Below are 12,237 nucleotides of genomic sequence, written 5' to 3' on the forward strand. Positions count from 1 at the left end.
GACTAGAGGGCGGCCAGCGAGGTCTTCGCGGCTTCGACGGCGGCTTCGGTGGTGATGCCGAACTCGCGGAACAGCGTCTTGTAGTCGGCGGAGGCGCCGAAGTGCTCGATCGAGACGCTGCGGCCGGCGTCGCCGACGTAGCCGCGCCAGCCGAGGCCGATGCCGGCCTCGATCGACACGCGCGCCTTGACGGCGGCGGGGAGCACGGACTCCTTGTACTCCTCGGACTGCTCCTCGAACCACTCCAGCGACGGGGCCGAGACGACGCGGGCGTTGATCCCCTCGCCCTTCAGGATCTCGCGGGCCTCGACGGCCAGCTGCACCTCGGAGCCGGTGGCGATGAAGATCACGTCCGGCGTTCCGTTCGGCGCCTCGGCGAGCACGTACGCGCCCTTGGAGGTGTTGGCGGCGGAGGCGAAGACCTCGCCCGAGGCGTCGCCCTCGCCGCGCTCGAACACCGGGATGTTCTGGCGGGTCAGTGCGATGCCGGCCGGGTTGTGGCGGCGGTTCAGGATCTCGAGCCAGGCGTAGGCGACCTCGTTCGCGTCGGCGGGACGGACGACGTCGAGCCCAGGGATGGCGCGGAGCGCGGTGAGCTGCTCGATCGGCTGGTGGGTCGGGCCGTCCTCGCCCAGGGCGACGGAGTCGTGCGTCCAGACGAAGACCGAGGGGACCTTCATCAGCGCGGCGAGGCGGACGGCCGGACGCATGTAGTCCGAGAAGATCAGGAAGGTACCGCCGAAGGGGCGGGTCTTCCCGTGCAGCACGATGCCGTTGAGGATCGCGCCCATGGCGTGCTCGCGGATGCCGAAGTGCAGCACGCGGCCGTAGGGGTTGCCGGACCACTCGTGGGTCGAGTGCTCGGTGGGCACGAAGGATGCGCCCGACTCGATCGTGGTGTTGTTCGACTCGGCGAGATCGGCCGAGCCGCCCCAGAACTCCGGCAGCACCTCGGCGAGGGCGTTGATGACCTTGCCGGAGGCCGCGCGGGTCGAGACGTCTTTGCCGGGCTCGAAGACCGGCAGCGCCGACTCGATGTCGGCCGGCAGCTCGCCGGCCTCGAGCCGGTCGAGGAGGGCCTTCTTCTCCGGGTTGGCGGCGGCCCAGGCGTCGAAGCCCTCGCGCCACTCGGCGTGGGCCTCCGCACCGCGGGCGACGAGGCCCCTGGTGTGCTCGATGACGGCGTCGGAGACCGCGAAGTGCTGCTCGGGGTCGGCCCCGAGCACCTCCTTCAGGCCCTTGAGCTCGTCGGCGCCGAGAGCGGAGCCGTGGATCTTGCCGGTGTTCTGCTTCTTGGGCGAGGGCCAGCCGATGATCGTCTTGAGGATGATCAGCGAGGGCTTCGAGGTCTCGGCCTTGGCCGCCTCGATCGCGTCGAACAGCGCCTGCACGTCTTCGACGTACTGGCCCGTCTTCTTCCAGTCCACGACCTGCACATGCCAGTGGTAGGCCTCGTAGCGCGCCTTGACGTCTTCGGTGAAGGCGATGTTCGTGTCGTCCTCGATCGAGATCTGGTTGGAGTCGTAGATCGCGATCAGGTTGCCGAGCTGCTGGTGACCGGCGAGGGACGAGGCCTCGCTGGTCACGCCCTCCTCCATGTCGCCGTCGCCGGCGATCACGTAGGTGTAGTGGTCGAAGGGGCTCGTGCCGGGCGCGGCCTCGGGGTCGAACAGACCGCGCTCGAAGCGCTGCGCGTAGGCGAAGCCGACGGAGGAGGACAGGCCCTGGCCCAGCGGGCCGGTCGTGATCTCGACGCCGTCGGTGTGGCCGTACTCGGGGTGACCGGGCGTCAGCGAACCCCAGGTGCGGAGCGCCTTGAGGTCGTCGAGCTCGAGGCCGAAGCCGCCGAGGTAGAGCTGGATGTACTGGGTGAGCGAGGAGTGGCCCACCGAGAGGATGAAGCGGTCCCGGCCCAGCCAGTGCTGATCGGACGGGTCTTTGCGCATGACCTTCTGAAACAGCAGGTAGGCCGCCGGCGCGAGGCTGATCGCGGTTCCCGGGTGGCCGTTGCCGACCTTCTCCACGGCGTCGGCCGCGAGGATCTTGGCTGTCGTTACTGCTTCGTCGTCAATGGGTTCCCATTGGAGTGTCGCCACGAGGTATTGGACCCTTCTGATTGCGAACCCGTCAGCGGGTTCCGGTGGTGGTGCGAGACAGACTGAAAGGATGATCGTCACCACGTCTATGTCGCACTGCAATTATATGGACGCGGACGGGTCCTCCGCCCGGATCGAATAGACTTGTCGCGGGGAATGACCACCGGCAGTTTATGAGGAGCGATGGACGTAGCGGTTGACGGCCGGGTAGAGCATCGGCGGATCAGCCCGATGGAGAAGGTCAAGGCGTACTTTTCACTGACCAAACCCCGGGTGATCGAGCTCCTCCTCGTCACGACCGTTCCGGTCATGATCCTGGCCCAGCAGGGCATCCCTAGCCTCTGGCTCGTCTTCGCGACGCTGATCGGCGGAGCGCTGAGCGCCGGGAGCGCCGGCGCCTTCAACTGCTACTTCGACCGCGACATCGACCGTGTGATGAACCGCACGTCGAAGAGGCCGCTGGTCACCGGAGTGCTCTCGGACCGCGAGGCGCTGATCTTCGCCTGGGCCGTCGGCATCGTCTCGATCGCCTGGCTCGCCGTCTTCGTCAACCTGCTGAGCGCGGCCCTGTCGCTCACCGCGATCCTCATCTACGTGCTCCTCTACACGCTCGTGCTGAAGCGCCGCACCCCGCAGAACATCGTCTGGGGCGGGATCGCCGGCTGCATGCCGGTGCTGATCGGCTGGGCGGCCGTGACGAACTCGCTGTCGTGGGAGGCCTTCATCCTCTTCGGCATCATCTTCCTCTGGACCCCGCCGCACTACTGGCCGCTGTCGATGAAGTACCGCACCGACTACAAGACCGCCGGCGTGCCGATGCTCGCGGTCGTGCGCGGTCGCGTGGTCGTGGGGCTGCAGATCGTGCTCTACGCCTGGGCGATGGTGGCCTGCTCGCTCCTCCTGATCCCGGTCGGCCACATGGGCCTGGTCTACTCGGCCACCGCCGTGCTCGCGGGCGCCTGGTTCCTCTACGAGTCGCACCGGTTGTACAGCCGCTCGATCCGCGATCTCACGATCAAGCCGATGCGCGTGTTCCACGGCTCGATCACCTACCTGACCCTGATCTTCCTCGCGGTGGCCATCGATCCGCTGCTCCCGTTCTGAGGAGCGAGATGACCACCCCCTTCAGCTGGCTCGCCGAGCGCGTCACCCTCACCCCCCGCGCCCTGCGCTGGGGCACGACGGCGGCGCTGATCGTCAGCATCCTGATCATCGTGACCGGCGGGGTCGTGCGGGTGACCGGTTCCGGGCTCGGCTGCCCGACCTGGCCGACCTGCGACGGCACCTCGATCGCCACGACCGCCGAGCTCGGCATCCACGGCTTCATCGAGTTCACCAACCGGGCGCTCACGGGCGTGCTGATCCTCGCCGTGGGCTGGGCCATCGTCGCCGCCCGCCTGCAGAAGCCGCGGGTGCGCAGCATGACGCGGCTGGCCTGGTCGCAGTTCTGGCTCGTCGTCGCGAACGCCATCGCCGGGGGAGTGACCGTCCGCACCGACCTCAACCCCTGGGTCGTCGCGATGCACTTCCTGATGGCGGTCGCGCTGCTGACCACCACGACCCTCACCTGGCACCGCGCGCACCGCGGCCAGTCGGCGGCGGTGACCTTCCCGCGCGGGGTCCGGATGCTCGCCTGGGCACTCGTGGTCGTCACCGCGATCCTGATCATCGCCGGCACGCTCGTCACCGGAACCGGCCCGCACGCGGGCGACTCGGCCGACGTGCCCCGCATGCCATTCGTCTGGGAGCAGGTGACGATCCTGCACGGCGTGCTCGGCACGCTGTCGCTGGTGCTCGGCGTGCTCCTGCTGGTGCTGGTCTCCCGCATCCCGGGCGCCACGCTCGCGCGCCGGCGGGCCGCCACCTTCGTCGCGGTCGTCATCCTGCAGGCCGGCATCGGACTGGCCCAGTCGCTGCTCGGCCTGCCGGAGTGGCTGGTCGTGCTGCACCTGCTCGGCTCGGCCCTGGTCTGGGTGGGAGTGCTCCGGGTGCTGCTGGATGTGCATCCGCAACTCTGGGCCCCGCCCCGAGAGAGCACGTATACAATGAAGTCCCAGGAACCCGTTCTTAACGCGTAGGTATCCTCCCGGCACACAATCCGCCCATAGTCCCGGCTCGACAAATAGTTCGATGCGACGATGGAATGTCGGAGGCCTCTTCGAGGTTGCTAGCACTAAGGAAGGGAGTCAGTCATGTCAGACGTCCTCATCGACCGACCGGAACTCGAGAACCTGGGGGTGTACGAGTTCGGCTGGTCCGACTCCGACGCTGCAGGGGCTTCCGCCAAGCGCGGGATCAACGAGGCGGTCGTCGCGAACATCTCGGCCCTGAAGAACGAGCCGGAATGGATGCTGAAGACGCGCCTGAAGGCCCTTCAGATCTTCGGCCGCAAGCCCATGCCGACCTGGGGCGCCGACCTCTCGGGCATCGACTTCGACAACATCAAGTACTTCGTCCGCTCCACGGAGAAGCAGGCCCAGACCTGGGACGACCTGCCGGACGACATCAAGAACACCTACGAGAAGCTCGGCATCCCCGAGGCGGAGCGCCAGCGCCTCGTCTCCGGCGTGGCCGCGCAGTACGAGTCCGAGGTGGTCTACCACCAGATCCGCGAAGACCTCGAGGCCCAGGGCGTCATCTTCATGGACACGGACACCGCGCTCCGCGAGCACCCCGAGTTCTTCGACGAGTACTTCGGCACCGTCATCCCCTCCGGCGACAACAAGTTCGCCGCGCTGAACACCGCCGTATGGTCGGGCGGCTCCTTCGTCTACGTGCCCAAGGGCGTCCACGTCGAGATCCCGCTGCAGGCCTACTTCCGTATCAACACGGAGAACATGGGCCAGTTCGAGCGCACGCTGATCATCGCCGACGAGGGCAGCTACGTGCACTACATCGAGGGCTGCACGGCTCCGATCTACAAGAGCGACTCGCTGCACTCCGCGGTCGTCGAGATCATCGTGAAGAAGAACGCCCGCGTGCGTTACACGACGATCCAGAACTGGTCGAACAACGTCTACAACCTGGTCACCAAGCGTGCGATCGCGCACGAGGGCGCGACCATGGAGTGGATCGACGGCAACATCGGCTCCAAGGTGACGATGAAGTACCCCTCGATCTACCTGGTCGGCGAGCACGCCAAGGGCGAGACCCTCTCGGTCGCGTTCGCGGGCCCCGGCCAGCACCAGGACGCCGGCGCGAAGATGATCCACATGGCGCCGTACACGCAGTCCTCGATCGTCTCGAAGTCGATCGCCCGCGGCGGTGGTCGTGCCGGGTACCGCGGCGAGGTCCGGGTGGCCGAGAACGCGCACCACTCGGCGAACACCGTGCGGTGCGACGCGCTGCTGGTCGACACGATCTCGCGGTCGGACACCTACCCGGCCATCGACATCCGGGTCGACGACGTGCAGCTCGGGCACGAGGCCACGGTCTCGAAGGTCTCCGAGGAGCAGCTGTTCTACCTCATGTCGCGCGGCCTCCCGGAGGACGAGGCGATGGCGATGATCGTGCGCGGCTTCATCGAGCCGATCGCCCGGGAACTCCCGATGGAATACGCACTCGAACTGAACAAGCTCATCGAGATGGGCATGGAAGGCAGCGTCGGCTAAAGATGGCGGCACCCCAGATTTCCGCGACGGATCAGCCGGCCGCACCCCTGATCGAGCGACCCGACCCGGCTCAGCACGGGCTTCAGGCGCACTCCGACGGCGGCTCGGCCTTCGTGCCGGTGCAGACCCGTTCCGAGCGGTTCACCTCCACCTCGCCCGAGGACTTCGAGGCGGTCACCGGCCGTGAGTTCGAGTGGAAGTTCGTTCCCCTCGCCAAGGTCGCGCACCTCATCTCGGATGAGGTGGACGGCTCCCCGACGGCGTTCAGCTACACCGAGAACGGCGGGGCGACGGTCGACTGGATCGACCGCTCCGACGCACTGGTCGGCTCGGCCGGCGCCCCGGAAGAGCGGGCCTCGGCGAACGCCTGGTCCCGTACCGAGAAGGCCCTGCACATCCTGGTCACCGGTGAGGACGGCCAGGAGACGGTCGTGCGCCGTGACCGCTTCGACGGTTCCGCCCGGGCCGCGCACGTCGTGATCGAGGCCGCGGCCAACAGCCGCGGCACGGTCATCCTGGAGCACGCCGGTCAGGCCAACCTCTCCGAGAACGTCGAGATCGTGGTGCGCGACAACGCGCAGCTCACGGTCGTGACGGTGCAGGAGTGGGACGACTCGGCGCTGCACCTCTCGAGCCACTTCGCGCGGATCGGCCGTGACGCCTCGCTCAAGCACGTCATCGTGTCGCTCGGCGGCTCGGTCGTGCGGGTGAACCCCTCATTCCACCTGGTGGAGCCGGGGGCGTCGATCGACTCCTTCGGTCTCTACTTCGCGGATGCGGGGCAGTACTTCGAGCAGCGCCCCTACGTCGACCACGTCGCCGCCAACACGCGCAGCCGCGTCAACTACAAGGGTGCGCTCCAGGGCGAGGGCGCCCACACCGTCTGGGTGGGCGACGTGCTGATCGGCCCGCACGCCGACGGCACCGACAGCTACGAGCAGAACCGCAACCTCGTGCTCAGCGAGGGAACCCGGGCCGACAGCATCCCGAACCTCGAGATCGAGACGGGCAACATCCTCGGTGCGGGGCACGCCTCCTCGACCGGCCGGTTCGACGACGAGCAGCTGTTCTACCTGCAGTCGCGCGGCATCACCGAGGAGGAGGCCCGCCGGCTCGTGGTCCGCGGCTTCCTGGCCGAGATCATCCAGCAGATCGGCTCCGAGTCGCTCGAGGCCCGCCTGTCCGAGGCGATCGAGGCCGAGCTGCTCGCCGCCCAGGCGGGGGAGTAGCACCATGGCCGAGAAGGTCTGCGCGTTCGAGGACGTGCCGGTGAACCAGGCCCTCCGCGTCGTCGTCGACGGCGTCGCGATCGCCCTCGTCAAAGACAGCGCGGGCGAGTGCCACGCGATCGGCGACACCTGCACCCACGGCGACATCTCGCTCGCCGAGGGTTTCGTGGAGGACGACACGCTCGAGTGCTGGGCCCATGGCTCCAAGTTCTCGCTCGAGACCGGGAAGCCGCTGACGCTCCCGGCCTACGAGCCCGTCCCCGTGTTCGAGATCCAGGTGATCGACGGGGACATCTACATCGACCCAACCGTGACGAAAGTGATTGATTAGCATGTCGGTTCTGAAGATCGAAGACCTCCAGGTGAGCGTCGAGACCGAGCAGGGGACCAAGCAGATCCTCCGTGGCGTCGACCTCACCGTCGGCGAGGGCGAGACCCACGCGATCATGGGCCCCAACGGATCGGGCAAGTCGACGCTGGCCTACGCGATCGCCGGGCACCCGAAGTACCACGTCGAGGGCGGCTCCGTCACGCTCGACGGCGAGGAGATGCTCGACAAGTCCGTCGACGAGCGCGCCCGCGCGGGCCTGTTCCTCGCCATGCAGTACCCGGTCGAGATCCCCGGCGTCTCGGTGTCGAACTTCCTCCGCACCGCGAAGACCGCGATCGACGGCGAGGCCCCGGCCATCCGCGGCTGGATCAAGGACCTCGACGCCTCGATGAAGGCGCTGCGGATGGACAAGTCCTTCCGGGAGCGCAACGTCAACGAGGGCTTCTCCGGCGGCGAGAAGAAGCGCAACGAGATCCTCCAGCTCGAGCTGCTCAAGCCGAAGTTCGCGGTGCTCGACGAGACCGACTCCGGCCTCGACGTGGATGCGCTCAAGATCGTCTCCGAGGGCGTCAACCGCGCCAAGGAGAACACCGGAATGGGCATCCTGCTGATCACCCACTACAACCGAATCCTGCGCTACGTGAAGCCCGACTTCGTGCACGTGTTCGTCGCCGGCAAGGTCGCGGAGCAGGGCGGCCCCGAGCTCGCCGTGCGCCTCGAGAACGAGGGCTACGATCGCTTTCTCGCCGAGACGACCGTAGGATAACGATATGGTCACGACACTCGAACCTCAGCTCTTCGACCAGGTCGAGGAAGCTCTCAAAGACGTGATGGACCCGGAGCTCGGCGTCAACATCGTCGACCTCGGCCTGATCTACGACCTCGGCTGGGACTCGGAGCAGGACGCCCTGGTCATCAGCATGACGCTCACGAGCGCCGGCTGCCCGCTCACCGACGTGCTCGAGGAGCAGACGGCCGAGGCGCTGGACGGCGTGGTCGACCAGTTCCGGATCAACTGGGTCTGGATGCCGCCGTGGGGCCCGGACAAGATCACGGACGACGGTCGCGACATGATGCGGGCCCTCGGCTTCTCCATCTGATCTGCACCTGAATTCTTCAGGCACGAAAAAGGTCCCATCCCGATCTGATCGGGTGGGACCTTTTTCGTGCCCGCGGACTACTTGCGGGCGGTGAGCTTCCAGGCGAGGGGGATGATGCCGGCCGCGAGGAGCGCCTTGATCACGCCGCCGATGAGGAACGGGTACAGGCCCGACTGGAGGGTCTGCTCGAGGTTCAGCCCGAGCGAGGCGGCGAGCCAGGGGAGGCCGATCGCGAAGGTCACGCCGGTGCCGGCCATGAACGAGACGAAGGCGCCGAGGACCCGGCGGTCCCAGCTGCGCTGCGCGAGCCAGCCGGTGAGACCGGCGGCCACGATGAAACCGATGATGTAGCCGCCCGTGGGGCCGGCGATGACGTGCAGGCCCGCGCTGGCGTCGCTGAACCACGGCACGCCCACGACACCCAGCACCGCGTAGAGCACCATCGACAGGGCCCCGCGGAGAGCGCCGAGCGTCGAGCCCACCAGGAGCACCGCGAGGGTCTGGCCCGTGATCGGCACCGGCCAGAGCGGGATCGACACCTGCGCCAGCAGACCGGTCAGGGCGGCTCCGCCGGCGACGAGCATCACGTCGGTGAGGATGCTGCGGCTGACCAGGCGATCAGCGAGAGTGGGGCGGCCGGCGGCCAAAGACAGGGTGGACATGCATCTCCTCTTCGGGGCGGGACACGGGCTGAGAGCGAACGTCGTACAGCCGGGGGCGTCCCTCGAAATATACTAGAAGCTTCCCTCCCCCCTCGCGTTGTGGCGACACCACGAAAAGAATTGGATATCTCTGTGCTCAGCGTTTCAGACCTGGCGATCCGGGTCGGCGCACGAACCCTCATGGAGGACGTGTCGTTCCGAGTCGGCCCCGGCGACAAGGTCGGGCTCGTGGGCCGCAACGGCGCGGGCAAGACCACTCTCACCAAGGTGCTCGCGGGCGACCTCCAGCCCGCCGAGGGCGCGGTCCAGCGCTCAGGCGAGCTCGGCTACCTGCCGCAGGACCCGCGTTCCGGCGACCCCGAGGAGCTGGCCCGCACGCGCATCCTGAACGCCCGCGGTCTGGGTTCGCTGCTGGAGGGGATGCAGGAGTCGTCGATGGCGATGGCCTCGGACGACCCGAAGGTCAGCGAGGCCGCGATGAAGCGCTACGGCAACCTCACCGAGCGCTTCGACGCTCTCGGCGGGTACGCGGCCGAGGCCGAGGCCGCCTCGATCGCGAGCAACCTGAGCCTGCCCGACCGCATCCTCGACCAGCCGCTGAAGACGCTCTCGGGTGGTCAGCGCCGCCGCATCGAGCTCGCGCGCATCCTGTTCTCGGATGCGGAGACCCTGATCCTCGACGAGCCGACCAACCACCTCGACGCCGACAGCGTGGTGTGGCTGCGCGAGTTCCTCAAGACCTACAACGGCGGCTTCATCGTGATCAGTCACGACATCGAGCTCGTCGGCGAGACCGTGAACCGGGTGTTCTACCTCGACGCCAACCGTCAGGTCATCGACGTCTACAACATGAACTGGCGCAACTACCTCAAGCAGCGCGAGGCCGACGAGGAGCGCCGCAAGAAGGAGCGCGTCAACGTCGAGAAGAAGGCGACGCAGCTGCAGCTGCAGGCGGCGCGCTTCGGTGCGAAGGCCTCCAAGGCCGCCGCGGCCCACCAGATGGTGGCGCGCGCCGAGAAGATGCTCTCCGGACTCGAGGAGGTGCGCGAGGTCGACCGCGTCGCCAAGCTGCGCTTCCCGACCCCGGTCGCCTGCGGCCGCACGCCCCTGATGGCCTCGAACCTCTCCAAGAGCTACGGCTCGCTGGAGATCTTCACCGCCGTCGACCTCGCGATCGACCGCGGCTCGAAGGTGGTCATCCTGGGGCTGAACGGTGCCGGCAAGACGACGCTGCTGCGCATCCTGGGCGGCGTGGACAAGCCCGACACGGGTCAGCTCGAGCCGGGCCACGGGCTGCGGATCGGCTATTACGCCCAGGAGCACGAGACCATCGACGTGAAGCGCTCGGTGCTGGAGAACATGGTGTCGGCCTCGCCGAACCTCACCGAGACCGAGGCGCGGCGCGTGCTCGGGTCGTTCCTGTTCACCGGCGACGACTCGCACAAGCCGGCCGGCGTGCTCTCCGGTGGTGAGAAGACCCGGCTCGCGCTGGCGATGATCGTGGTCTCGGGCGCCAACGTGCTGCTGCTGGACGAGCCGACGAACAACCTCGACCCCGCCAGCCGCGAGGAGATCCTGGATGCGCTCGCGCACTACGAGGGCGCGGTCGTGCTGGTCAGCCACGACGAGGGCGCGGTCGAGGCGCTCAACCCCGAGCGGGTGCTGATCCTGCCGGACGGCGTCGAGGACCACTGGAACAAGGACTACGCGGACCTGATCTCGCTGGCCTGAGGCCGTCGGCGCCGGGCCCGTCGGCTGGCCCCCGCCGGCCTCCGGGATCTGTTCGGATCACCGTTGGTCGAGGATCTCGTCCTCGACCTGAGCGTCGCTCTTCCTGGCCAGCCGCCGGCGCTCGCGCTCGGCGGCGCGCTCCTGCTCCTCGGGGTCGTCCTCGTTCGCCCGCCGGTACTCCTGGCGGATGATGTAGCCGAGCCCGACGAAGGCGAGGATGCCGAAGCAGAACCACTGGAACGTGTACGAGAGGTGAGCCCCCTCATCCGGCGTCGGTTTCGGCATCGCCGTCGGGCGCTCGGCCGGCGCCGGATCCTCGGAGGCGAGCAGCCCGTAGGCGGCCGAGTAGATCGGCCGGTCGATCTGCTCGGCGACGACGGGCAATTCGATGCTGGCGAGCTGACCGTTCTCGAGGTCGCCGTTGCCGATCCGCGGTTCGCCCGCCTTCAGCCGCACGACGACCGAGACCGTGCCGGTGGGGGCGGCCGGGATGGTGTCGGGCAGGTTCTGCTGCTGACCGGTCGGCACCCAGCCGCGGTCGACGATGAAGACGTCGCCGTTCGCGAGCTGGAACGGCACCAGCACGTCGAAGCCGACGTCGCCGCCGAGCGGCCGGTTGCGCACCAGCAGCTGGTCGTCGGCGAGGTAGCTCCCGGTCATCGAGACGGTGCGCCACTCGTCGGCGGGGTCGTAGGAGTCGAGCGCGGGCAGCACGTCGGCCAGGGGAGTGGCCGGGGCGTCGTAGTTCGAGGACACCCGGTTGATCTCGGCCACCGCCTCGTCGCGCCGGGCCAGCTGCCACATCGCCAGCAGCACGCAGACGATCGCGAACACGACCGTGATCGCGAGGTACCCCGCCCAGCGGCGGTGCAGCAGGAAACGCCAGCCCATCAGCTCTGCACCGGCCGTGCGGTCATCGGCAGCTCCTCGAGCGGGAAGTCGCGCGCCGCGAGGAACTCGCGGAGGTACTCCCGGTGCTCGTCGCAGGCGAGCCAGGTCTTGCGCCGGTCCTCGGCGTGGATGCGGGGGTTGCGCCACTCGATACGCCAGGTCGCGTCGGCGCGGCAGCCCGCGCGGGAGCACTCCTCCGCGCCGGGCTCCCGTCCGAGGGACGAGAGCAGGCTCACGGTCGGGGCTCCTCGTCGTCCAGACCGACGGGACGGCGGTAGACCTCGATGGCGGTGGGGCGCTCGGCCTTGCTGGTCCACGAGGTGCCGACGTTGCCGAGGACCACGGCGAAGTAGGGGAGGAGGATGGCTCCGGCGGCGACGACCGCGAGCCACCAGCCCTTCACGAAGAGCATCAGGATCAGGCAGACGATGCGGATCGACATCGTGATCATGTACTTGATCATGCGGGAGCGCCGCTCGTCCTCGGGGGACTTCGGAAGGCTCGTGATCGACTGCTGCCGCTGCTTCATGGTTGGCCTAAGCCTACGCTCCGAAAACTGCTCCTAAGCTGGTACGGCCCAACGTCA

13 protein-coding genes are annotated in these 12,237 nt (G+C 68.0%); 8 read left to right on the forward strand and 5 right to left on the reverse strand.

What is annotated here, in order from left to right:
- Positions 1-2 precede the first annotated feature (2 nt).
- Positions 3-2,096 carry a transketolase gene (gene tkt / locus AC59HU_RS01180; RefSeq protein ID WP_497221482.1) on the reverse strand — a complete coding sequence of 698 codons (2,094 nt, stop codon included), beginning with the start codon at positions 2,094-2,096 and terminating at the stop codon, positions 3-5.
- Positions 2,097-2,279: 183 nt separating this feature from the next.
- Here tkt and AC59HU_RS01185 point away from each other — a divergent pair, with 183 nt between their 5' ends.
- From AC59HU_RS01185 to AC59HU_RS01215, 7 genes are all read left to right on the forward strand, one after another.
- Positions 2,280-3,200 (forward strand): heme o synthase, encoded by a 921-nt coding sequence (locus AC59HU_RS01185; RefSeq protein ID WP_497221483.1) that lies wholly within the window; start codon positions 2,280-2,282, stop codon positions 3,198-3,200.
- Positions 3,201-3,208: 8 nt separating this feature from the next.
- Positions 3,209-4,174 carry a COX15/CtaA family protein gene (locus AC59HU_RS01190; RefSeq protein ID WP_497221484.1) on the forward strand — a complete coding sequence of 322 codons (966 nt, stop codon included), beginning with the start codon at positions 3,209-3,211 and terminating at the stop codon, positions 4,172-4,174.
- A 114-nt stretch (positions 4,175-4,288) separates the two neighbouring features.
- On the forward strand, positions 4,289-5,707 hold the full coding sequence (gene sufB / locus AC59HU_RS01195) for a Fe-S cluster assembly protein SufB (RefSeq protein ID WP_497221485.1): 1,419 nt from the start codon (positions 4,289-4,291) through the stop codon (positions 5,705-5,707).
- 2 nt (positions 5,708-5,709) lie between these two features.
- Positions 5,710-6,936, forward strand: a complete 1,227-nt coding sequence (sufD, locus tag AC59HU_RS01200; protein WP_497221486.1) for a Fe-S cluster assembly protein SufD — start codon at positions 5,710-5,712, stop codon at positions 6,934-6,936.
- A gap of 4 nt (positions 6,937-6,940) precedes the next feature.
- Positions 6,941-7,267, forward strand: coding sequence for a non-heme iron oxygenase ferredoxin subunit (locus AC59HU_RS01205; RefSeq protein ID WP_497221487.1), 327 nt, complete (start codon positions 6,941-6,943; stop codon positions 7,265-7,267).
- A 1-nt stretch (position 7,268) separates the two neighbouring features.
- Positions 7,269-8,033, forward strand: a complete 765-nt coding sequence (sufC, locus tag AC59HU_RS01210) for a Fe-S cluster assembly ATPase SufC (protein ID WP_497221488.1) — start codon at positions 7,269-7,271, stop codon at positions 8,031-8,033.
- A gap of 4 nt (positions 8,034-8,037) precedes the next feature.
- The gene (locus AC59HU_RS01215) at positions 8,038-8,367 is read left to right on the forward strand and encodes a metal-sulfur cluster assembly factor (protein ID WP_497221489.1); all 330 of its coding nucleotides are present in this window, start codon (positions 8,038-8,040) and stop codon (positions 8,365-8,367) included.
- A gap of 77 nt (positions 8,368-8,444) precedes the next feature.
- Here AC59HU_RS01215 and AC59HU_RS01220 read toward each other — a convergent pair whose 3' ends face one another.
- A complete protein-coding gene (locus AC59HU_RS01220; RefSeq protein ID WP_497221490.1) occupies positions 8,445-9,029 on the reverse strand; it encodes a biotin transporter BioY in 585 nt (194 codons plus the stop codon).
- Between the two features lie 132 nt (positions 9,030-9,161).
- Between AC59HU_RS01220 and AC59HU_RS01225 the strand changes: the two genes are divergently transcribed.
- Entirely contained in the window at positions 9,162-10,760 is a 1,599-nt protein-coding gene (locus tag AC59HU_RS01225; RefSeq protein ID WP_497221491.1) for an ABC-F family ATP-binding cassette domain-containing protein, read from the forward strand.
- Between the two features lie 57 nt (positions 10,761-10,817).
- Here AC59HU_RS01225 and AC59HU_RS01230 read toward each other — a convergent pair whose 3' ends face one another.
- Genes AC59HU_RS01230 through AC59HU_RS01240 form a run of 3 tightly spaced genes read right to left on the reverse strand, consistent with a single transcriptional unit; the run spans position 10,818 to position 12,180 of the window.
- On the reverse strand, positions 10,818-11,651 hold the full coding sequence (locus AC59HU_RS01230) for an SURF1 family cytochrome oxidase biogenesis protein (RefSeq protein ID WP_497221492.1): 834 nt from the start codon (positions 11,649-11,651) through the stop codon (positions 10,818-10,820).
- Positions 11,651-11,887, reverse strand: coding sequence for a hypothetical protein (locus AC59HU_RS01235; RefSeq protein ID WP_497221493.1), 237 nt, complete (start codon positions 11,885-11,887; stop codon positions 11,651-11,653). Before AC59HU_RS01235 ends, AC59HU_RS01230 begins: the two co-directional genes overlap by 1 nt.
- Entirely contained in the window at positions 11,884-12,180 is a 297-nt protein-coding gene (locus AC59HU_RS01240; protein ID WP_497221494.1) for a DUF3099 domain-containing protein, read from the reverse strand. The genes AC59HU_RS01235 and AC59HU_RS01240 overlap by 4 nt, the downstream gene beginning before the upstream one ends.
- Positions 12,181-12,237 lie beyond the last annotated feature (57 nt).

The organism is Herbiconiux sp. 320_LB (assembly GCF_059691755.1).